Source organism: Cytobacillus sp. Bva_UNVM-123 (assembly GCF_046351715.2).
Classification (GTDB): domain Bacteria; phylum Bacillota; class Bacilli; order Bacillales; family Cytobacillaceae; genus Cytobacillus.
Genome location: NZ_CM177772.1, coordinates 4,966,821 through 4,987,579, shown reverse-complemented (window position 1 = coordinate 4,987,579; position 20,759 = coordinate 4,966,821). Strand labels below are relative to the sequence as shown.

The window sequence follows — 20,759 nt, the reverse complement described above, 5'->3', positions numbered from 1 at the left end:
TTTTCAGGAACTTCCGATTTTTCTGAGGCTTATTTAAGTGAGTCAACAATTTGTTGAATCTCTTCATCTGTTAACGGATTTCCACCGATAACACTAGACATAACGGCTGAAGTAGGTTCCTTCAAAAACTCATCAAGTGGTTTGCCGTGTTTTCCTTCGACATTCTTATAAGCATCAGATAAATCAGGTCCTGTTACTCCCCCTTGAAGGTTTAATTTTGATACAGCGTGGCAGCCTAAACAGCCTTTTGTCTGGAAGATATTATCTTCTGCAACAGCAGTAGTATCTTCAGGTTTAGCTGCTACTTCAGAGGAATCCGATTCTTTCTCATTATTGACAGCTACTTCCGACTTGTCAGAATCACTAGGCAAAATAACATCGTATACTAAGTATCCTAGACCAAGGCCGATGACTGCAGTGATGATGAAAATGATCACTGAATTCTTCACTTTTGTTCCTCCCTTGAATTTTTTACAACCTTATCCTAACTCCATTTATCATTTCTTCTAGTGATGCACTTCACACTTTTACTCCTACAATGTGAAGGTTTTGTGAAGCGAAGGTGAATTTTATCACTTGAATATAAAGATACCCATTCATGTTTAATACCCCCCATTTATAAAAATTAATCATTCAAGGTAAAAGTACTTGCTTTTACATTGGAACGGCGCAAAAAGTGTGAACTATATCACATGCAACCAAGTGGAGCTTCGATAAAATACGTATAAGAATCGGAAATTTTATAATGAGGGGGAAATGATAATGAGCGGTTCGCTAGAAGTTCAAAACCCAAACATAGATGAGTTTTTAAATCAAATTGAAATATTTAAAAATCTCCCAGTCCAATCCATTCAATTAATTGATAAACGAATCATTAAAAAAGGCTTTAAAAAAGGCGACCGAATTATTTCTGAATATGAAGAGGCTCAAGGTGTATTTTTCGTCCACTCTGGCATTGTTAAATTGACAAAACAAGATGATCAAGGAAATGAAATTATTACTTGCATTAAGAAGCAAGGGGAGATTTTTGCGGAGGCATGTTTATTTAACGAGCCTGGTACAACATATCCCGCGACTGCTACAATGCTTCAAGAAGGTGAAATTTATTTCTTGAATACAGAAGATCTTGAGCAGGAGTTAATGCTATCCCCAGATATGGCGGTTCAGGTTATTCGCTATATGAGCAGTCAGCTTCGTGATCTAACATCGATGATGCGCGATCTTGCTCTGCTTGATGTTTATATGAAAACCATTCGAACATTGGAACGTCTTGCAGAAAAATTCGGGGCAAATCGCTGCAATAAAATGTATATTGAGCTTCCGATTACGGTTCAGGAATTTTCAACAATGGTTGGTACATCAAGAGAGAGTGTAAGCAGAGTATTTTCCAAGCTAAGAAAAGATGAAATTATTGAAATAAAAAGCAAAACGATTGTCATAACAGACTGGTGTCGATTTTGCTCATTATTTAACCAAAGAGTATAACTTTCTAAAACAGAATTCTGGTAGATGGAGTTCTGTTTTTTCTATGTCCGTTTAATCGTCGTGTAGTTCGTAGTCATCATTAATGTGCAATGAATGGATTTGTACTATAATATCTATATTGAATGTGTTGAAATTGAGGTGTAAATGATGGCGGATTTTCGAGAAAGTGTCATTATACGTAAACCAGTATCAGAAGTATTTCAGTATATGGCTAGTATGGAAAACGTGCATGAGTTAATGCCGAATGTCGTGAAAATGGAAAAAATAACAGATGGCGAGATTGGCAAAGGGACGAAATTTATCGAAACACGATCAGTAAGAGGTAAGGAAATTCAGGCACCTGTAGAATATGTTCAATATGAACAAGACAGACTTTTCTCAACAAGTACGAATTCCAACGGTTTAATAACAGAGTATCATTATAAGTTTCATGAGATTGAAGAAGGGACCCAAGTTGAGTTTGAAGCGTTCGTAAAGACGAGTGGGTTCATTATGATGCTGACAAAACGTTTTATCGTGAACATGATGAAGCGAGAGGACGGCTATCAGCTTCATTATTTAAAAGAGATGCTTGAAGAAGGGAAAACTGAAGCAGAATAAATCAATTTTAATCAACAAGGTGTAAAAAACATATCATAGAAGAAACGTGCGCATTTGCCATCCCGAATCGGTAGGCTGCGCACGTTTTTCTCATGTTCATGTTAAATGTTATGGCCCAAACTAGAACTGATACGTCCAAAAACGCTCATTATAAAAACGAGCAACTACTGCAGGGTCTTGGTTTTCTAAATTTTTCGCCATTTGGCTCACCATAAGCTGTGTTTGGGACTTATGCGCTTTAATCGCAGCTAATTTTCGTTCTGCAACCGCACTTACATCATTTACAATATCTGCTTGGCCAATTTCCTCCTCACAGTTATGAGAAAAGGCGACACAATGAACCTTTGGGCGGCTGCCAGCTGGCATTTCCCGCACAGCACGAATGACAGCTGCGCCAGTCGCATCATGGTCAGGATGAACAGAATAACCAGGATAAAATGTAATAATTAATGAAGGGTTTAATTCTTTAATAATAGAACTGATATGAGCTGCTAACTTTGCTTCATCCTCAAATTCTACTGTTTTATCTCGATAGCCAAGCATTCTTAAATCTTTAATATCAAGGACATCTGCAGCATCTTGTAGTTCTTTTTTTCGAATATAAGGCAATGATTCCCTTGTTGCAAATGGAGGATTGCCCATATTACGTCCCATTTCTCCTAATGTTAGGCATGCATAAGTAACAGGAGTTCCATTTTGTGTATAGGAGGCAATCGTTCCTGAAACGCCAAATGCTTCATCATCAGGGTGAGGGAAGACAACGAGTACATGTCTTTCTGTTTCCATTTGATATTCTCCTTCCTAAAATGGTTTTTCACTAATTTGCAAGGCAACCGCAAGCTTACCTTCGAAATCATGTCCGGCTAATAATAGACGGCCTTGTTCATCAATTTCAAAATGGGTAATCCCTTCGGCATACACCCAACCAAAATTCATTTTTAGTCCGATCCGGTACGGGCCATTTCCGGTTATTTTTCCATGCTCATATTGTAAAAGAGCATTTCGAATATATGCACCTGATGAGAAAAAGGACTTATCGAAATGGGAGGCATATGCTCCGTTTGTCGTCTCTAAATGAATATAAACATCCTTATTGGCATAACGATCTATTTCTTTTTGTACATGTTCTTTAATAATTACTTCCATCATGGGTCCTCCTCTCATTTTCTTCTAAATATATATTTCGAAATTATAATAGATTTAAATTCCGCTTTCATTAATTACTTATTCATTTTACTAAAAAAATGTTCTGAATGCGAAAATATCGCTTACTGATCAAAATAAAAATAAGAAGTACGCATGTTCGAGAGCGAAAAAAAACAGAGCCAAAGGGCTCTGTTTAGCGTTCTAGTCCAAATTGGCGATAGGCTCCATGCATGGTTGGCCCGACAAATTGATTTAGTTTAAAGCCATGGTTGATTGCAGCTGTAATGAAATCCTTCGCTGTACCTACTGCTTCAAGGACTGTTTTTCCTTTAGAAAGCTCAGCAGTAATGGCTGAAGAATATGTACAGCCTGCACCATGCGTATTAGTTGTATGGATAAGCTCACTTTCAAACACTGTGAAGTCTTTTCCATCATAAAGGAGATCGATTGCTTTCTCATGCTTTAATTTGCTGCCGCCTTTAATGATAACATTCTTTGCACCAAGCTCATGAATTTTCACTGCTGCTTCCTTCATATCATCGACTGTTTTGATAGGGCCAGTCTTTGCTAATTGCCAAGCTTCGAAAAGATTAGGCGTTACGACCATAGCGCGAGGAACTAAAATGTCTCTAAGTGCATCAGCTGTTTCGGGATGAAGTACTTCATCAACCCCTTTACATACTAGTACAGGATCCACAACAACTCGTTCCCATTTATTTTCATCAATTGTTTTAGCAGCAAGATCGATAATTTCAACAGAACCAAGCATTCCTGTCTTCATCGCATCAACACCAATAGAAAGGACTGTCTCGATCTGGGATTTTAATGTCTCTATCGCAATTGGAAAGACATTATGACTCCAATTTTCCGGACTCATCGTCACAACTGTTGTTAGAGCTGTCATTCCGTATACGCCAAGCTCCTGGAATGTTTTCAGGTCCGCTTGAATACCAGCTCCTCCGCTCGTATCTGATCCAGCGATTGTTAACACTTTTTTCATCGTCATTTCCTGTTTCCTCCCTGAAGCTTAGCTTCATAAATAGTTTTTTTAAAGATTATACCAATAATTATATTTAGAATAAACTTTAACTTCAATTTGAAATTCTTTATGATAATAATAGGTGATGATAGATGAGGAAAATATTATATATAGAAGATGATTTAGAAATAGGCAGTTGGGTAAAGGAAGACCTAGAACAAAGAGGATTTGAAGTAATATGGCTGAAGTCGGGCGATGGTGCGGAAAAAGTGGTGGTCGACAGTGATATTGTCATTTTAGATGTAATGCTTCCAGGCCTTGATGGCTTTACGGTTGGTCAAAGGTTAAAAAGAGAGATGCCAAACATTCCAATAATCATGCTTTCTGCTCGCACCGCTGTGGACGATAAACTTCAAGGCTTGCAATTTGCTGATGATTATTTAACAAAACCGTTCCATCCAGATGAGCTTGCTGCAAGAATTGAAGTATTACTAAGAAGATCTGGGCAATCACTTACAACTGAAATCCACCTTAAGCATATAACGGTTAATCTTGCTGAAAATACAATTATGGACAGCCGTACAGATGAGGAAATTATTTTGACAGGGAAGCAGTATCAGATTTTTATGTATTTCTTAAAACATCCGAATCAAATATTAACGAAAGAGCAAATTTATGAATCAGTGTGGGATGAATCGTTTATAGAAGGGGATAAAACATTAATGGTCCATATCCGCTACCTTCGGGAAAAAATTGAAGTCAATCCTAGTTCACCGGAAATTATTGAAACAATTAGAGGGATTGGCTATCGGGTGAAGCAATGAAGCTGAGAAATTCATTATTAAATCAATACTTATTAATTATTCTCTTAGCGATTATGATCTTACCGATTTCCTTTTTATTGACAACCGTTTCTTTCTTCACTTATTTTACAGAAGATGAGACTGCAAATAAATATCAAAATGGAACAAATTTAGAAAATATGTGGCTTGAGGAAGCACGAAGCTTGGCAGGTGCATCTGAAGAACAAATAAATGAAAAGTTAATCACCCTTCAAACTCAATATCCTGAGGCGAGTATGTACTGGGTAGATGAGACTGGACAAACAAAGCTTAAACTGCCAGAGAATCTTTCCGTTCCTTCATCATGGTCGCCTTCTCATACAATAGATTTCATGAAAAAAAATCGAGGTCTAAATGTAGATCCTTTTACAGTAGTGGCGCCAATTGGAGAGCAACAAAATGAGGGATTTATGGTTTTACATGTTCCTCGTTCCGCGATGGTTGCAACTGGAGTAAGTTTACAAGAAAAGTATGGTTATCTCATATTCGTTGCGGTTTTAGCGGTACTTGCTATTTTTATTTTTATCTCATGGATTTTCTTCTATAAAATAAGAAAACGATTATTACGTCTTCAAAAAGCCATGTATAGTCCTGAAGGAAAAGGGATTCCAGACCCGATTACGGTAGAGAAAAAAGATGAAATTGGCCAGCTTGAGATCTCATTTAATGAAATGATCTATCAGCTCGAAAGCAGCCGTCAGCGTGAAAAAGAAGAAGAAACATTAAGAAGGCAGTTAATTGCCAATCTTTCACATGATCTGCGAACACCGTTAACGACGATAAGAGGTCATGCATACAGCTTGAACAAAGAAACGCTAAGTGAAAAAGGAAGAGAATCACTGGAATTAATTGATAATAAAGTAAACTATCTTGGACAACTAATTGAAAATCTCCTTTCCTACACATTGTTAACATCAGGAAAATATCCATATAGTCCAAAAAAGACTGACATGACGCGACTTGTAAAAACGAGCTTCGCCGCATGGTACCCCGTTTTTGAAAACTTAGGCTTTCAAATGGAGATTGATTTTCCAGATAAAACCTTTTATTGGGAAATTGATTCACAATGGATGGAACGAGTGCTAGATAATTTTTATCAAAATATTAACCGTCATGCGAAAGAAGGGAAATATATTGGTGTAAAGGTGGACGGGGACAGGCAGCAAATAATAATTTCAGATCGTGGATCAGGGATGAGTGGAGAATCATCAGGAAAAGGCGCGGGAATCGGTCTTTCCATCGTGTCACTCATGCTCAAGGATATGAAGCTTGAATGGAATATAGTAACAAGTTCAGACGGTACGACTATTCGAATACAAAAAAAGCTTAATGAGCTCACATGATAGATGTGGGCTTTTTTTAAACAAATTTTAAACTTCACCTACCCTTTGTTTTAACCAACTGTGGTTAAGATTGTTTTTGAGGTGATAAAGATGAGTGAATTCATTATTGAAACAAATAAGTTAACAAAGAAATTTAAAAACAGATTTGCAGTTGAAAGTGTTGAACTGAAAATAAAGCAAGGAGAAATATATGGCTTTCTAGGTCCAAACGGTGCTGGGAAAACAACGACCATTCGAATGCTTCTCGGTCTAGCAAAACCAACATATGGTTCTATTCGAATTTTTGGCAAGGATATGAGAAAGGAAAAACTATCTGTATTAAAAAAGGTTGGTTCTTTAGTAGAATATCCATCCTATTATGGTCATTTAACAGCATATGAGAATTTAGAAGCCATTCGGATTTTATTAGATGCACCAAAATCAAGAATCGATGAAGTTTTAAAAATCGTTCGGCTTTCAAACGAGGCTAAAAGGCCGGTTAAAGGATTTTCCCTTGGAATGAAGCAAAGGCTTGGCATTGCAGCAGCACTTTTAGGGAATCCTGAACTGCTTATATTAGATGAACCAACGAATGGACTAGATCCTTCTGGGATATTAGAGATGAGGGAATTAATTAAAAGCATGCCAAAAGAGCATGGCATAACCATTTTAGTTTCAAGTCACTTATTATCAGAAATTGATCAAATGGCAACACAAGTAGGGATTATTTCAAAAGGAAGAATGATTTTTCAAGATTCAATTGAAGCATTAAGAGAAAGATCGACTAGTAAAATCAAGGTTAAAGTAAATGAAGTAGAGCAAGCATGGCGAATGCTTCTCTCCAAAGGTATTCAAGCAGAAATGGAAAACAAGCATTTGTATTTACCAGATTCTTCAGATGAAGCTGTATCCACTATTATCGCGGAATTAATTAACAATCATTTCTCTGTCTATCGAGTACAGGAGGAGAAAAAATCTCTTGAAGGTATATTCCTCGAGCTAACCGGTGGGGAGGCGAGCTTGTAATGCTTGGCACGCTAGCTTCAGATTTACTTAAAATTAAACGAAAAATGATTTGGTTTCTGATTTTTTTAGGTCCTTTTGGTGTTATTGCACTAGAAGCAGTGAACTTTGGTCTTCGTTATGATTATTTGACAAAGCTATATAAGGCTGATTTATGGGGTGGGCTTATTGGAGAAGCGAGATTTTTGGCTATTCCTGCTCTTATGCTTGGATTAACAATTATTGCATCCATGATCGCTAGTATCGAACATCAGACGAATGCATGGAAGCAGCTGCTCGCACTGCCAATCTCGAAATTACGGGTTTTTACTGGAAAGTTTCTATTAGCAGCCATTCTTCTATTTGTTTCAAGTACATTCCTATTTCTTGGAGTGATTATTCTTGGCATTTGTTTAAAGTTTGGTTTTGACTTTCCAATTATGGAGTTATTAAAAATGGCTTATTATCCTTTTTTTGCAGCTATGCCTTTTATTGTCTTTCAAATTTGGCTTTCCATTACAGTGAAAAACCAAGCTATTTCATTGACGATCGGAATATTGAGTACGATATTATCACTTTCATCATATAGACTTCCTGATTGGTTCCCATGGAATTGGCTATATTTAGAAAGCTGGGGCAATCCACTTTACTGTGCTCTTGCAGGGCTTTGTTTAGGATTTATTATTTACTTGATGGGGCTTGCGGATTTTGGCAGAAAGGACGTGCAATAGATGGGGAAAGTATTAAGGTCGGAATTTTTAAAGCTTAGGAAATCTTCAATCTGGCTTCTTATTTTTATAAGTCCACTTTTAGCTACATTGGCGGGGTTCGGACAATCATTAGAGGATAATCCATATAAATGGGAAATGACATTAGGTACGATGGCTTTTATTCATGCACTCCTTTTTCTCCCTTTATTAACAGGGGTTTTCTCGGCGTTTGTTTGTCGATTTGAACATAATGGTGGAGGCTGGAAGCAGCTGCTTGCGATGCCGGTATCTCGCGGGAATGTGTATGTGGCGAAATTCATCATCGTGTTAGGGTTACTTGCTTTAACACAGTTATTATTTTTGATTGGTTTACTTTTTGTAGGGAAACTACATGGATTTGTCGGTGAAGTTCCGTGGAAAATGGTTTTAACGAGTATAGTAGGGGGATGGCTAGCCTGTATGCCGCTTGCTGCACTTCAGCTTTTTGTTTCAACAGCTTGGTCAAGCTTTGCTGCACCGTTAGCGATTAATGTCATCTTTACTCTGCCGAATATTTTAGTAGTGAATTCTGAAAAGTTCGGTCCTTATTATCCTTGGGCACAGCCATTTTTGCTGATGCTACCGGGCTCAGAAGATAGCTTTGGAGCGTTAAATGCTCCATTGGAAACACTGTTAATCGTTATTCTTGGAAGCTTTATTTTGTTCTTCCTATCAGGCTTTACTTATTTTCAAAGGAAAGAAATTTGACTTCCTTGAAGTTGGAAAACAATTTAGCTTTAGGTGCCCATCGGCTCGAGACAATAAACAACCCTCACAGAGATGTAAAGATGACTTTTCTGTGAGGGTTGTTTTGTGCTTTTCTTACTAGCTTAAGTGATTAAGTTTACGTTCTAATAATTCAAATCCTATTACATTTCATACATCGCATAAGAAAAGTTCGGGTATTTGCTGGAAGGGTTTAGCGAACGTTGAGTTTTTTAAATAATTCTAGCATTTATATCTTTGGAGTCGGATGAGTGTCTAGCTTGATTCCCGAATGGTGAGAGCCTTGTGATTTTCGGGAAAGGGTAGGTGGGTTTGCTTCCCGAATGGTGAGAGTCTAGTGTTTTACGGGAATCAGTAGGTGGGTTTGATTCCCGAATGGTGAGAGCCTTGTGATTTTCGGGAAAGGGTATGTGAGTTTGCTTCCCGAATGGTGAGAGTCTAGTGTTTTACGGGAATCAGTAGGTGGGTTTGCTTCCCGAACGGAGAGAGTCTTGTGCTTTTCGGGAAAGGGTAGGAGAGTTTGCTTCCCGAACGGTGAGAGTCTAGTGTTTTTCGGGAAAGGGTAAGTGATTTTGATTCCCGAACGGTGAGAGCTTTGTGTTTTCCGGGAATCAAGTGTCAATTTTGATCTCTGCCCTAAAACCCCATTTAAGAAAAAAGCTTTACTTTCCCTATACTTGGCGATCACTTCGTTTACGTTGAGACTTGCCATTTCATCCGAAGACCATTTTTTTACAACTAATAGGGAATATGCATAGAGGAGCCCGCGATCTTCAAGTTTTCCGATCAAGTTGTAAATTTATAGCCGATTCCTCTAACCGTCTCAATAAAAGGGTAATCGGAGTAGACAGCAATTTTTTCTCGCAAATGCTTCACATGAACATCAATTGTTCGTTCATTAATGGCTTTTTCTTCGTTTTTGTAAATGAGAGAAATAATCTGTTCTCTCGAAAATACTTGATCTGGATGGGTCATGAAAAGATAAAGCAGCTTATATTCAAAAAGCGTCAAATCAAGTACAGTATCTTCAAATCTTGCCTTGCCGACAATTGGTTTAAGTGTTAGTCCTCGATAACTTATTTTACTGCAACGATTTGCAGTCCTTCTTAATACAGTTTCAACACGAGTGATTAATTCTTCCAGACTAAAAGGCTTGACCAGATAATCATCTGCACCTAATTTTAATCCTTCAATACGATCCTTCTCATCTTGATTAGCAGAAATCATAATTATCGGCACATTGCTTTTTAAATCATGTCGCAGCCAATAACAAATCTCTTTTCCGTTTATACCAGGAAGCATAATATCTAGAATGATGAAGCAAGGATCATATTTTACATACTGTTCTTTCGCTTGATACCCGTCGTCTGCTTCTAACACTTCAAAGCCAACTTTTTGTAATGACATTTTGACTAATCTACGAATTCGCTCTTCATCTTCAACAATTAAAATTGTTTTTCCGCGCAGTTTTTCCTTCAAAAGAACTCAATCCCTTATCAGATATTTAAAGAAAAATTAACTGTTTACTATTAGTTTAATTATATAGAAGAAATCCGGAATTTTGGGTGAGAAAAAAGTTTTTCATAAAAAAATGCATAAAAAAATTTCTATCTTCATCCTTTTTATTTAATTGTTAAATCTAAAGTTGAGTTTTGTAAAAAAACTTTAACGTTATAAAGAGTTATATTGATATACCACGCTTACATACTGGTAAAAATATTTAACACGTAAAAAGCATTTAACAAAAAGAAGAATAACTCTAGTTTTTCACTAATCAATTCCTGTCAGAACCCCCATTTAACAAAGTCTTTTTTAAAAAAAATCCCTTTTTCCACATGAAATGATTCGAAGTTTTGGCACGGTACTTGCAATATATATTAGCGACAAGGGGGAATTATCGTTTTGCTTGTTCAATATTTCACAAAAACTATTTATTTGAAGGAGGTAGAAGCTTAGAAAATTATTTTTAAGCAAGTAAAACATTTAAATATACAAATTGAGTGATTAGGCCAGTACTCATAATTGGATTAGGGAAGGAAGTCGAATTGCTTTGGAAAAAAAGAAAATGAAACTCGACCATATACTTTTTTGGCCGCCATTAATATTAATTGCTATTGTTTGCGCATTTATCATCAGTGATGTTGAGCGAGCAAATGAGGTATCAAATAAAGCGCTAGCCTGGACAACAGATAAGCTTGGTTGGGCGTTTGAATGGTATGTAATTATCCTTTTCTTTATTGCGATGTACTTAATCTTTGGTAAATTCAAAGATAAAAGATTAGGAGATGATAAGCCAGAATTTAAGACTAGTACTTGGTTAGGAATGATGTTTACGTCTACATCAAGTGCGACTCTGATTTATTGGGCAACAATTGAATGGTATTACTATTTAGAAACTCCTCCACATGGTGCTGAACCATTTTCGCTTCAAGCAGCTAACTGGGCATCTGCATATGGGATGTATCACTGGGGATTAATACCGTGCGCCATGTATGTCGTCATTGGTGTAGCAATTGGTTATAGCTTCTTTGTTAAAAAGCGTGATGTTGTTAAGCCAAGTAGTGTATGTGGAGTTTTAGGGAAACGAAAAGATGGTTTATTAGGAAAGCTAATCGATGTACTTTACATTATCGGTATGGTTGCAGGGGTAGGAACTTCTTTAGGTTTAGGAACACCTCTAGTAGCTGAACTAATTTCAAAGATTTTTGGAATTGAACATACTTTATCTCTTGATGGTTACATTTTAATCGCTTGGATTATTTTATTCTCAGTCAGTGTTTATTTCGGAATACAGAAAGGAATTAAACTTCTAAGTGATATAAGAGTTTGGTTAACATTTGTTGTGTTAATCTTTGTCGCTGTATTTGGTCCTACATCCTATATTTTGAATGGATTTACTGATGCTGTTGGAACAATGCTACAAAACATTATTAGAATGACTTTCTATACAGATACTTTCGGTGGATCTGGATTCCCGCAAGGCTGGACAATTTTCTATTGGGCATGGTTCTTAAACTGCGTTATCTCTTATGCTATTTATCTTGCACGTATTTCAAAAGGAAGAACAGTGCGCGAATTCTGTTTAGGGGTACTAGGATCTATCGTAATTGGACAAACGGTATTCTTTGCAGTATTTACTAACTTTGCGATGAAAACGCATTATGATGGAATTCTTAACATTGGTTCGATTATGGAACAATTTGGTCCAGCACGAGCAATTGTTGAGATTTGGGGTACTTTACCACTAGCTAGCATCGTATTACCTATTTTCTTAGTTTATGCTTTCATCTCAACAGCCACTTTTATTAACGGTGTTGCTTATACATTAGCGATGGTAACAACGAAGAATATTACGGAAAATGATGAGCCTTCAAGATTAAATCGTGTTGTTTGGGCGTTAATTCTTGGTTCATTAGCAATTTGTCTTTTAATGCTAGGTGGTCTAAAGCCATTGCAAACAGCTTCCGTATTAGGTGGATTACCTATGATGGTTGTTTGTATTATCATCCCAATTTCTTTCTTCAGAGAAGTAAAAAAAGATAATTGGGCATTGGATTACGAAATCGCCAAAGCGAAGCAAGCAAAAAGCGCAAGGAATTCATAATTGATTTTAAATTTTCTAGTCATGAATGGATCACTTCTCTAAATGTGTCAGAATGACGAAAAAGCGAACGATTATATGTGAAATCGTTCACAAAAAAACTCCGTAATTTGTTATTAAAGACAATGTTGATTGGAGGTAAGGCGCGAGACTCCTGCGGGAAAAGCGGAATACGGGAGACCCCGCAGGCGTAAGACGAGGAGGCTCCCGAGCCGCCCGCGGAAAGCGAGTGCCTGAAGTGGAAATCAATAGATTTGTATAATAGTGGCTAAATTTGAAAAAAGAGTTGTTTGCTTTTCGTGACAAAGAAATTCATGTAGAAAAACAATCATAGTAGGAGGATGCTTGTTATTTTCCTCAACATTTTAATACAGATTAGCATTCCGAAAGCTGAATAACTACTTGATTGTAAGTTTATGAAAATGTTGAATGTTAAGGCAAAGCTGCTTCTTAAGCAAACAAAGAAGCATCCATCTATTAAATTTTTACTAATAAATTGGAGGGTTTAATCATGGATTTTAGACTTAATGATGAGCAGGAACTGTTAGTTAAAGGAATTCGTGAGCTTATGGCTCGTGAAAACTGGGATGTCTATTTCGATGAGTGTGATAAAAAGAGTGAATACCCAGAAAGATTCGTTAAGGAATTAGCAGACTTAGGAATTGACAGCATTCTCTTACCAGAAGAGCATGGTGGATTTGATGCAGGTCTTGTAACGATTGCGGCTGCTTGGGAAGAGCTTGGAAGATTAGGTGCACCAACTTATGTTTTATACCAAATTCCAGGATTCAATACGATTTTACGTGAAGGTACTGAGGAGCAAATTGAGAAGATTATGGCTTTACACGGTACGGGAAAACAAATGTGGAACTCGGCAATCACAGAGCCAAGTGCTGGATCTGACGTAGGTAGCCTGCAAACTACGTACACTCGTAAAGATGGAAAAGTATATTTAAACGGCCACAAAACATTTATCACAAGTGGTGCTGGCGTTCCTTATTTAGTTGTAATGGCAAGAGATTCTGAGAACTATAGTACGTTCACTGAATGGTTTGTTGATATGACTTTACCAGGAATCAAAATTGAAAAACTAGAAAAATTAGGCTTACGCATGGACAGCTGCTGTGAAATTTATTTCGATAATGTTGAACTAGAAGAGAAGGATATGTTCGGTAAAGAAGGCAATGGCTTCAATCGTGTTAAAGAAGAATTCGACTTCGAACGTTTCTTAGTAGGCTGCACAAACTATGCAACTGCACTTTGCGCTCTTGAAGATGCTGCTAAATATGCGAACCAACGTGTACAATTCGGTGAAGCAATTGGCCGGTTCCAATTAATCCAAGAGAAGTTCTGCAACATGGGCATTAAAGTGAAAAACATGCGCAACATGTTATTCGAAACAGCTTGGAAATTTGATAATGGCGAAATGAATTCTGGAGATGCTGCTATGTGTAAATACTATTGTGCAAATGCTGCATTTGAAGTAGTAGATGATGCAATGCAAATTTTAGCAGGTGTTGCTATCGCAGGTGACCACCGTATTGCTCGCTTCTGGCGCGACCTTCGTGTAGATAGAGTATCTGGCGGTTCAGATGAAATGCAAATTCTTACTGCTGGAAGACAAATTCTTAAAAAATACCGTTAATTAATAGATGATTTACCGAAGAACATGAACCTGTTTGTTAATCGATAAGTGGAGGGTGTTTATGATGGGAAAAGGACAAAGTATTCCTGCTTTTGGTAACTTACAAGGATTGAAGGTTGTATATTCTGCAGTTGAAATTGCGGGGCCGGTTGCAGCTGAGATAATGGCAGAATGGGGAGCAGACGTTACTTGGCTTGAGAATACATTTACGGGCGATTCGATGCGGGATACAACGTATGTCAAAGAGCTAGAACGTCGCAATCAGCGCAGTTTATCCTTGAATATCTTCTCAGATGAAGGGAAGGAAGTTTTCTTTAAACTGATTAAAGATGCGGATATCTTTATTGAGTCAAGTAAAGGTCCTGCTTTTGCAAAACGAGGGATTACAGATGAATTAATGTGGGAGCACAATCCATCTCTCGTAATAGTCCATATTTCAGGCTATGGACATTATGGTGTAGAGGAAAGAGTAAACCGTGCTGCTTATGACCAAACAGCCCAAGCCTTTAGTGGATATTTAAGCCAGAACGGAACAGAAGAGCAGCCGATGATCGCTTCTCCTTATACGGGTGACTACTTTACTTCACTAATGGTAGTTAGCTCAGCCTTGGCAGCTCTTCATAAAGCGCAGAAAACAGGTATTGGGGAGAGTGTTGATGTAGCGATGTATGAAGTATTGCTTCGTATGGGTGCTTACTACATGATGGATTATCTCAATGAGGGAATTAAATATCCTCGCGCTGGTGCAAGACACCAGAACTTATGTGGGATCGGCGTGTATAAGTGTAAAGATGGCTTCCTAAGCTTATGCCTTTATGGGGCTAAACAAAATCAAGCTATTCTTGAAAGAATCGGTTTGGGCCATCTTTGGGGAACAGAGGAGTATCCAGAAGGTACAAGTGCTTTATGGCTTGATGGACCAAAAGCAGAGCTAATTGAGCAAAAGCTAGAAGAGTATCTTTTAACGCAACCTGTAGACGATGTAGAAAAAGATTTCTCTGAGTGCAAAATCGCTGCTAATAAAGTAATGACTTTCGATGAAATTGTCGAGCATCCTCACTTTTTAGCACGTGAAGCATTCATCGAATGGGAAACAATTGAAGGTAAAAAGGTTAAAGGTCCAAATATTTTTCCTAAGTTCAAAAACAATCCAGGACAAATATGGAGACCAATGCCAACACTTGGAATGGATACAGAAGATATCTTAAGTAATTTAGGTTACTCAATTGAGCAAATTCAAGACCTAAGTGAAAAAGGGATTATCAAAAAATCTTAAACAACGTTTTAAGCTTAAATAGAGGCTTTGTTAAAGGACAATGTTGATTTTTGCACCTGTTGATTGGAGCGGAAATCAACAGCCATGGTTAACAGAGCCTAAATAAAAAAAGAGAAGTGAGATGCATGGATGAGGGATACATGCATCTTACATGAAAAAAATGACTAAGAAGGTGTAGGAAATGAGAGTAATTGCATGTTGTAAAGCTGTACCGGAAGAACAGGATATTGTCATTACAAAAGATAGACAAGTATCATTTGACAAAGCAGAATGGAAATTTGGTTCATATGATTTGAATGCTGTCGAAGCAGGAAAGCAAATTGTGGAGGCTGTTGGTGGTCAATTATCAGGCTTATGCGCTGGTGGAAAAATTTTAGAAAATCCAAAAATGAAAAAGGATATTATTTCAAGGGGTCTTGATGATTTATATGTAGTGGCTGATGAAGGAATGGAACAAGCGGATACTTACCAGTCTGCTAAAGTTTTAGAAGCTGCGATTAAAAAAATGGGTGATTTTGACCTTGTATTATGCGGAGCGGGTTCATCTGATATATATGCACAACAGGTCGGTAATCAATTAGGCGAATTATTAGGTGTACCAGTTGTAAATGCAGTAAATAAAATTACGCCTGAAGGAGATAAAGTGATCATTGAACGGGTGCTAGAAAATGAGATTCAAGTACTTGAAATTTCATTGCCTGCAGTTCTTTCTGTTACATCTGAAATAAATGTTCCACGTATCGCAGGGATGAAGGATATTATTGCAGCAAATAAAAAGCCGTTAACAAAATTCTCTTTATCCGAAATCGGTGTTATAGATAATCAACCATCCAGTGAGATCGTAAGCACGCTAGCACCAGAGCAGGTAGAACGTCGTTTAAACATTTTAGAGGGCGACTCCGAAGAGGTTGTCGATGCGTTTGTAAAGCTGCTTAGCGCAGAATTAAAATAATATCAATCATTTAGAGGTGAATATGTCATGACGGTAAAAAATGTTTGGATAATAACAGATGATCAAAATACAGTTGGTGAACTTTGTGCAGGTGGACGTCAACTTGGCGAGGAAGTTTCTGTCGTTTTATTTGGCAGTCAACAAGATGCAGAGGAAGCAATTAAATTCGGAGCTGATCAAGTATTCTTATATGAACAGCCTGGAAATTCAGGAATAATTGAGTCAAATTCAAAAGCGATTGCGGAATTACTTCGTGCAGAGCAAGCAAATTTAGTTATGGTTAATACTTCTACAAGTGGTAAGCTAATCGCTGGAAAAATTGCGAGCCAGCTAGGTACGAGTGCATTATCGAATATTTCTGAGTTTGCTGTAGAAGATGGCAGCATTATTGTAAAGCATATGGTTTACGGTGGTGCAGCAATTAGAACTGAAAAGGCACTTTCAGATACAGTGGTTGTTACAGTCGGAGCGGGTGTTTTTGAAGCAACAGCAAAGGATGAAGCAAGACAAGGGAAAGTAACGGAAGTAAATGCAAATGTTGACAACACAGGTATTCGCGTTGTAGAAGTTCGTCCAAAACAAGGCGAAGTAGTTAACTTAGGTGCTGCAAAACGAGTAATTGGCGTTGGAAGAGGATTTGCAAGCAAGGAAGACTTGAAAATGGCGGAGGATCTTGCTGCTTTAGTCGGAGCAGAAATGGCATGTAGCCGACCAATCGCTGAAGGTGAAAAGTGGATGGGCAAGGAGCGCTATATTGGTGTATCCGGTGTTGTTCTGAAGCCAGATGTTTACATCTCCATCGGTATTTCTGGTCAAATTCAGCACATGGTTGGGGTAAACCAATCAAAAACATTGGTTGCGATTAATAAAGATAAAAATGCACCAGTTTTCAAACAGGCTGATATCGGCTTAGTTGGAGACATTTATAATGTTTTACCGCAAATTATTGAAAAAATGAAAGCACTGTAAGCTTACTAAAATGAAATTCTGTATTACTGAGAGGCATGGCTTCTCGGTAATATGGGAGTGAAAAAATATGAATCCATTTGGATATGTGTTCAAGCATAACCATTTGTAGAGGTGATAAGCAATGAGCGAAGGATTTGATGCGATTATTGTCGGAGGAGGTTTAGCTGGCTCTACTGCAGCTTATATATTGGCGCAGGAAGGTTTGGAAGTACTTCTCATTGAAAGAGGAAATTATGGTGGTTCAAAGAATATGACTGGTGGTCGTCTCTATGCACACAGCTTAGAGAAGATCATTCCGAATTTTGCAGAGGAAGCACCAATAGAAAGAAGAGTTGTCAAGGAACGCATTGTTATGATGACCGAAAACGATACGGTAAGCATGGATTACCGTTCTCCGCGCTTAGCTCAAACAGGAAGTGATTCATATGTAGTCTTGCGTGGCGAGTTTGACCGCTGGCTTTTCGATAAAGCAGAAGAGGCTGGTGCGATGGCGACAGCGGGAATAAGAGTAGATGAACTAATTGTCGAAAACAATCGAGTTGTAGGCGTGATTTGTGGTGGGGAAGAAATGAGAGCCAATGTAGTCATTCTAGCTGACGGTGTAAATTCTATATTAGCTGAAAAAGCCGGTTTAAGAAAAAGAGTTGAACCATCTCAAGTTGCTGTAGGTGTTAAGGAAATTTATGAGCTCCCAGCTAGTGTGATAGAGGACCGCTTTGGCTTAACCGATAATGAAGGTGCGGCTTGCTTATATGCTGGTTTTCCTAGTAACGACTTAGTTGGCGGAGGCTTTTTGTATACAAATAAAGAAAGCATTTCCATTGGTTTAGTTCTCGGTCTAGGACATATAGGTGAAAGCAATAAAACTATTGAGGAAATGCTTGTCGACTTTTCTAATCACCCAGAAGTAGCTCCATTAATCAAGGGCGGTAAGCTAGTAGAAAGAAGTGGACATGTTGTACCTGAGGCAGGCTTGTCCATGGTTTCAACATTATACGGTGATGGCTTCTTAATCTGCGGTGATGCAGCAGGCTTTTGTATGAATATTGGTTATATGGTAAGAGGAATGGATTTTGCGATATCATCAGGTGAATTAGCAGCAAAGGCCGTTCTTGAAGCAAGAGAAAAAGGTGATTTCAGTTCAGCCTCTCTCAAAACCTATAAAACGATGTTAGATAATAGCTTCATCATGAAAGATCTATTAATATATAAAAATTTTCCTTCATTCATGGAAAATCCTCGTATCTTCAACCAATATCCTAAGATGTTGTCAGATATTATGGCAGACATGTTTATTGTCGACGGGAAGCCGGCCGTTCCATTACGGAAAAAGGCGATGAAGCATGTGAAGGCTGTCGGTCTTATGAATTTAGTTAAAGATGGATTAAAGGGGGTTAAATCAATATGAGTATGAGTGTTGAAGAAAAATTAGGCGTAAATAAATTTTTTGTCGATGAAGAGAATGCTCATATCGAGATAGATGCTACTTACCCTGATTTAAAAGAAAAAATGAAGCTTGTCAATGCTTGTCCAGCAGGTTTATACAAGCTGAATGAAAATGAAACTTTGTCTTTTGATTATGCAGGCTGTCTAGAATGTGGCACATGTAGAATTTTGTGTTTAGGAACGGTTATCAAAAAATGGGACTACCCAGAAGGCACAATGGGTGTCGAATTCAGATACGGATGATGCAGAAGAAAAATCAGCTCATTTACTAAATTAAGAAGGTGGAAAAAATGGCAGATATAGTGGGGAACAAGACTTTGCGAGATCTATGGGAAGAGCTCGCACAAAACGATAGTGGAAAAAAAGTCTTGATCTTTCATGACTGCAACGGCAGGAAAAGTGAATTTACTTATCGACAATTCAATGAGGAGATTAATAAGACGGCAAATCTCCTCATTGATTTAGGAATAAAAAAGAATGACAAGGTTGCCATTCAGCTTTATAACTGCCCAGAATTTTTAATGTGTTGGTTTGGACTCGCCAAAATCGGTGCAATAATGGTCCCTTTGAATACGAAATATTCACAAGAGGAATGTAAAGATATTATTGAGCGATGTGATATTGCTACTGTAGTAGTCGAGGAAGAGTTTTTACCATTTTATGAAGAAGGTTTTTTGAACGACCGCATCCGTAATATTTTACTGGCAAGAAGTGAAAACGATATTTCAGGGACAATAAATTTTACGGCAAATCAAGAAAAGCAGCCAACGGAATTAAAGGAGATCAGACCTTTAAGCAGCAATGATGCTGTTGAAATTCTCTTTACATCTGGGACAACATCAAAGCCAAAAGGTGTCGTATTAACACATTGTAATTTATTATATTCAGGAATTTTTACAGCCTGGCAGCTTTCCATTAGGCCAGATGATCGTTTTCTAACGATCATGCCAGCGTTTCATGTTGATTTCCAGCTTAGTGCCTTAATGCCAGTAATTTCTGCCGGTGCAACGATGATTTCTGTGGAAAAATATAGTGCAAGAAGGTTTTGGAAGCAAGTCTGCGACTATAAAGCGACGATTACTGAGTGTATTCCAATGATGATTCGGACAATGATGCTTAAGCCGCAGCAGGAATGGGAAAGGAATCATTGTGTTCGAGAAGTGTTCTTCTATCTTACACTTACCGAGGAGGAAAAAACCGCTTTTGAAGAACGTTTTAATGTTCGTCTTTTTACCTCTTATGGCTTAAGCGAGTCGCTCGTCGGCATCATAACGGATTCACCATGTGGACCAAGGGATTTTCCATCTATTGGTAAACCGGGCTTATCCTATGAAGCAAAAATAATTGATGAAGAAGGCAATGAACTTCCACCTAATACAATCGGCGAGATTTATATAAAAGGTGTCCCTGGAAGAACCATAATGAAGGAATATTATAATGATCCTGTTGAAACAGAAAAGGTCTTAAACGCTGAGGGCTGGTTACACACTGGGGATAAAGGCTATGTTGATGAGGCAGGCTGGTTTTACTTTGTTGATCGAAAAGTAAATATGATTAAAAGGTCTGGAGAAAATATTTCGACTACCGAAATTGAAAATATTCTTATGTCCCATCCAAAAATTGTTGAAGCAGCGGTAATCGGTGTACCCGATCCGATTCGTGATGAGGCAGTGAAGGCCTTTATTGTCTTACAAGACGGTAAAGATCTTTGTACGAAGGAAATATTGGAATATTGCAGCACCCATATGGCTGAATTCAAAGTGCCGTCCTTTATAGAAATAAGGAAAGACTTACCTCGCACATGCACTTATAAGGTACAAAAAAAATTATTGAAATAGAAACAAAGCTTAAACAATCATGAAATTCAGAGAGTAACGTACTAATAATTGTGAAATTCTTCACAATTAAATGGATTTATAGATTAGATTGGGAATTAAGGGGGTGGTCAAGGAAAGCTAGGTTATAGAATCATAGATTCGTATATATAAAATTCGTATGTATCAACGATTAACTACCTTT

At 37.8% G+C, this 20,759-nt stretch carries 20 protein-coding genes; 15 read left to right on the top strand and 5 right to left on the bottom strand.

Annotated elements, in window-relative coordinates; all coding sequences use genetic code 11:
- Positions 1-29 precede the first annotated feature (29 nt).
- Positions 30-449, bottom strand: a complete 420-nt coding sequence (locus KDN24_RS25310; protein ID WP_409970965.1) for a c-type cytochrome — start codon at positions 447-449, stop codon at positions 30-32.
- Positions 450-762: 313 nt separating this feature from the next.
- Between KDN24_RS25310 and KDN24_RS25305 the strand changes: the two genes are divergently transcribed.
- Complete coding sequence (locus KDN24_RS25305; protein WP_409970966.1) at positions 763-1,485, top strand: Crp/Fnr family transcriptional regulator; 723 nt, start codon at positions 763-765, stop codon at positions 1,483-1,485.
- 147 nt (positions 1,486-1,632) lie between these two features.
- Positions 1,633-2,085: an SRPBCC family protein gene (locus tag KDN24_RS25300; RefSeq protein ID WP_409970967.1), complete on the top strand. Its 453-nt coding sequence runs from the start codon at positions 1,633-1,635 to the stop codon at positions 2,083-2,085.
- A 120-nt stretch (positions 2,086-2,205) separates the two neighbouring features.
- On the opposite strand, the gene bshB2 is transcribed toward KDN24_RS25300, so the two are convergent.
- The 3 genes from bshB2 to pdxK all read right to left on the bottom strand — a co-directional run bounded on the left by bshB2 (position 2,206) and on the right by pdxK (position 4,237).
- Positions 2,206-2,871: a bacillithiol biosynthesis deacetylase BshB2 gene (bshB2, locus tag KDN24_RS25295; protein ID WP_409970968.1), complete on the bottom strand. Its 666-nt coding sequence runs from the start codon at positions 2,869-2,871 to the stop codon at positions 2,206-2,208.
- A 15-nt stretch (positions 2,872-2,886) separates the two neighbouring features.
- The gene (locus KDN24_RS25290; protein WP_409970969.1) at positions 2,887-3,231 is read right to left on the bottom strand and encodes a YojF family protein; all 345 of its coding nucleotides are present in this window, start codon (positions 3,229-3,231) and stop codon (positions 2,887-2,889) included.
- Between the two features lie 193 nt (positions 3,232-3,424).
- Positions 3,425-4,237 (bottom strand): pyridoxine/pyridoxal/pyridoxamine kinase, encoded by an 813-nt coding sequence (gene pdxK / locus KDN24_RS25285; RefSeq protein WP_409970970.1) that lies wholly within the window; start codon positions 4,235-4,237, stop codon positions 3,425-3,427.
- 125 nt (positions 4,238-4,362) lie between these two features.
- On the opposite strand from pdxK, the gene KDN24_RS25280 reads away from it, so the two are divergent.
- The 5 genes from KDN24_RS25280 to KDN24_RS25260 all read left to right on the top strand — a co-directional run bounded on the left by KDN24_RS25280 (position 4,363) and on the right by KDN24_RS25260 (position 8,833).
- Entirely contained in the window at positions 4,363-5,034 is a 672-nt protein-coding gene (locus KDN24_RS25280) for a response regulator transcription factor (protein WP_409970971.1), read from the top strand.
- On the top strand, positions 5,031-6,395 hold the full coding sequence (locus KDN24_RS25275; RefSeq protein WP_409970972.1) for a HAMP domain-containing sensor histidine kinase: 1,365 nt from the start codon (positions 5,031-5,033) through the stop codon (positions 6,393-6,395). Before KDN24_RS25280 ends, KDN24_RS25275 begins: the two co-directional genes overlap by 4 nt.
- 90 nt (positions 6,396-6,485) lie before the next feature.
- On the top strand, positions 6,486-7,400 hold the full coding sequence (locus tag KDN24_RS25270) for an ABC transporter ATP-binding protein (protein ID WP_409970973.1): 915 nt from the start codon (positions 6,486-6,488) through the stop codon (positions 7,398-7,400).
- Positions 7,400-8,107 carry an ABC transporter permease gene (locus KDN24_RS25265; protein WP_409970974.1) on the top strand — a complete coding sequence of 236 codons (708 nt, stop codon included), beginning with the start codon at positions 7,400-7,402 and terminating at the stop codon, positions 8,105-8,107. Before KDN24_RS25270 ends, KDN24_RS25265 begins: the two co-directional genes overlap by 1 nt.
- The gene (locus tag KDN24_RS25260) at positions 8,108-8,833 is read left to right on the top strand and encodes an ABC transporter permease (RefSeq protein ID WP_409970975.1); all 726 of its coding nucleotides are present in this window, start codon (positions 8,108-8,110) and stop codon (positions 8,831-8,833) included.
- An 804-nt stretch (positions 8,834-9,637) separates the two neighbouring features.
- Here KDN24_RS25260 and KDN24_RS25255 read toward each other — a convergent pair.
- Positions 9,638-10,330: a response regulator transcription factor gene (locus KDN24_RS25255; RefSeq protein WP_409970976.1), complete on the bottom strand. Its 693-nt coding sequence runs from the start codon at positions 10,328-10,330 to the stop codon at positions 9,638-9,640.
- A 571-nt stretch (positions 10,331-10,901) separates the two neighbouring features.
- Here KDN24_RS25255 and caiT point away from each other — a divergent pair.
- From caiT to caiC, 8 genes are all read left to right on the top strand, one after another.
- Positions 10,902-12,455: an L-carnitine/gamma-butyrobetaine antiporter gene (caiT, locus tag KDN24_RS25250; RefSeq protein ID WP_409970977.1), complete on the top strand. Its 1,554-nt coding sequence runs from the start codon at positions 10,902-10,904 to the stop codon at positions 12,453-12,455.
- Positions 12,456-12,963: 508 nt separating this feature from the next.
- Entirely contained in the window at positions 12,964-14,097 is a 1,134-nt protein-coding gene (gene caiA / locus KDN24_RS25245) for a crotonobetainyl-CoA dehydrogenase (RefSeq protein WP_409970978.1), read from the top strand.
- Positions 14,098-14,158: 61 nt separating this feature from the next.
- Complete coding sequence (gene caiB / locus KDN24_RS25240) at positions 14,159-15,373, top strand: L-carnitine CoA-transferase (RefSeq protein ID WP_409970979.1); 1,215 nt, start codon at positions 14,159-14,161, stop codon at positions 15,371-15,373.
- 181 nt (positions 15,374-15,554) lie between these two features.
- A complete protein-coding gene (locus tag KDN24_RS25235) occupies positions 15,555-16,325 on the top strand; it encodes an electron transfer flavoprotein (RefSeq protein ID WP_409970980.1) in 771 nt (256 codons plus the stop codon).
- A gap of 27 nt (positions 16,326-16,352) precedes the next feature.
- Positions 16,353-17,294, top strand: coding sequence for an electron transfer flavoprotein subunit alpha/FixB family protein (locus KDN24_RS25230; protein WP_409970981.1), 942 nt, complete (start codon positions 16,353-16,355; stop codon positions 17,292-17,294).
- Positions 17,295-17,415: 121 nt separating this feature from the next.
- The gene (locus tag KDN24_RS25225; protein ID WP_409970982.1) at positions 17,416-18,702 is read left to right on the top strand and encodes an FAD-dependent oxidoreductase; all 1,287 of its coding nucleotides are present in this window, start codon (positions 17,416-17,418) and stop codon (positions 18,700-18,702) included.
- The gene (locus KDN24_RS25220) at positions 18,699-18,983 is read left to right on the top strand and encodes a 4Fe-4S dicluster domain-containing protein (protein ID WP_409970983.1); all 285 of its coding nucleotides are present in this window, start codon (positions 18,699-18,701) and stop codon (positions 18,981-18,983) included. The genes KDN24_RS25225 and KDN24_RS25220 overlap by 4 nt, the downstream gene beginning before the upstream one ends.
- Positions 18,984-19,030: 47 nt before the next feature.
- Positions 19,031-20,578 carry a crotonobetaine/carnitine-CoA ligase gene (gene caiC / locus KDN24_RS25215; protein WP_409970984.1) on the top strand — a complete coding sequence of 516 codons (1,548 nt, stop codon included), beginning with the start codon at positions 19,031-19,033 and terminating at the stop codon, positions 20,576-20,578.
- The last annotated feature ends 181 nt before the right edge of the window (positions 20,579-20,759 follow it).

Excerpts from the sequence above, each read along its gene's own strand:
- pdxK (WP_409970970.1), bottom strand. The coding sequence starts at position 4,237 with ATGACGATGAAAAAAGTGTTAACAATCGCTGGATCAGATACGAGCGGA.
- caiA (WP_409970978.1), top strand. The coding sequence starts at position 12,964 with ATGGATTTTAGACTTAATGATGAGCAGGAACTGTTAGTTAAAGGAATT.
- KDN24_RS25230 (WP_409970981.1), top strand. The coding sequence starts at position 16,353 with ATGACGGTAAAAAATGTTTGGATAATAACAGATGATCAAAATACAGTT.
- KDN24_RS25220 (WP_409970983.1), top strand. The coding sequence starts at position 18,699 with ATGAGTATGAGTGTTGAAGAAAAATTAGGCGTAAATAAATTTTTTGTC.
- caiC (WP_409970984.1), top strand. The coding sequence starts at position 19,031 with ATGGCAGATATAGTGGGGAACAAGACTTTGCGAGATCTATGGGAAGAG.
- KDN24_RS25270 (WP_409970973.1), top strand. The coding sequence starts at position 6,486 with ATGAGTGAATTCATTATTGAAACAAATAAGTTAACAAAGAAATTTAAA.
- caiB (WP_409970979.1), top strand. The coding sequence starts at position 14,159 with ATGATGGGAAAAGGACAAAGTATTCCTGCTTTTGGTAACTTACAAGGA.
- KDN24_RS25260 (WP_409970975.1), top strand. The coding sequence starts at position 8,108 with ATGGGGAAAGTATTAAGGTCGGAATTTTTAAAGCTTAGGAAATCTTCA.
- KDN24_RS25290 (WP_409970969.1), bottom strand. The coding sequence starts at position 3,231 with ATGGAAGTAATTATTAAAGAACATGTACAAAAAGAAATAGATCGTTAT.
- KDN24_RS25235 (WP_409970980.1), top strand. The coding sequence starts at position 15,555 with ATGAGAGTAATTGCATGTTGTAAAGCTGTACCGGAAGAACAGGATATT.
- KDN24_RS25280 (WP_409970971.1), top strand. The coding sequence starts at position 4,363 with ATGAGGAAAATATTATATATAGAAGATGATTTAGAAATAGGCAGTTGG.
- KDN24_RS25300 (WP_409970967.1), top strand. The coding sequence starts at position 1,633 with ATGGCGGATTTTCGAGAAAGTGTCATTATACGTAAACCAGTATCAGAA.
- KDN24_RS25275 (WP_409970972.1), top strand. The coding sequence starts at position 5,031 with ATGAAGCTGAGAAATTCATTATTAAATCAATACTTATTAATTATTCTC.
- KDN24_RS25305 (WP_409970966.1), top strand. The coding sequence starts at position 763 with ATGAGCGGTTCGCTAGAAGTTCAAAACCCAAACATAGATGAGTTTTTA.
- KDN24_RS25225 (WP_409970982.1), top strand. The coding sequence starts at position 17,416 with ATGAGCGAAGGATTTGATGCGATTATTGTCGGAGGAGGTTTAGCTGGC.
- bshB2 (WP_409970968.1), bottom strand. The coding sequence starts at position 2,871 with ATGGAAACAGAAAGACATGTACTCGTTGTCTTCCCTCACCCTGATGAT.
- KDN24_RS25265 (WP_409970974.1), top strand. The coding sequence starts at position 7,400 with ATGCTTGGCACGCTAGCTTCAGATTTACTTAAAATTAAACGAAAAATG.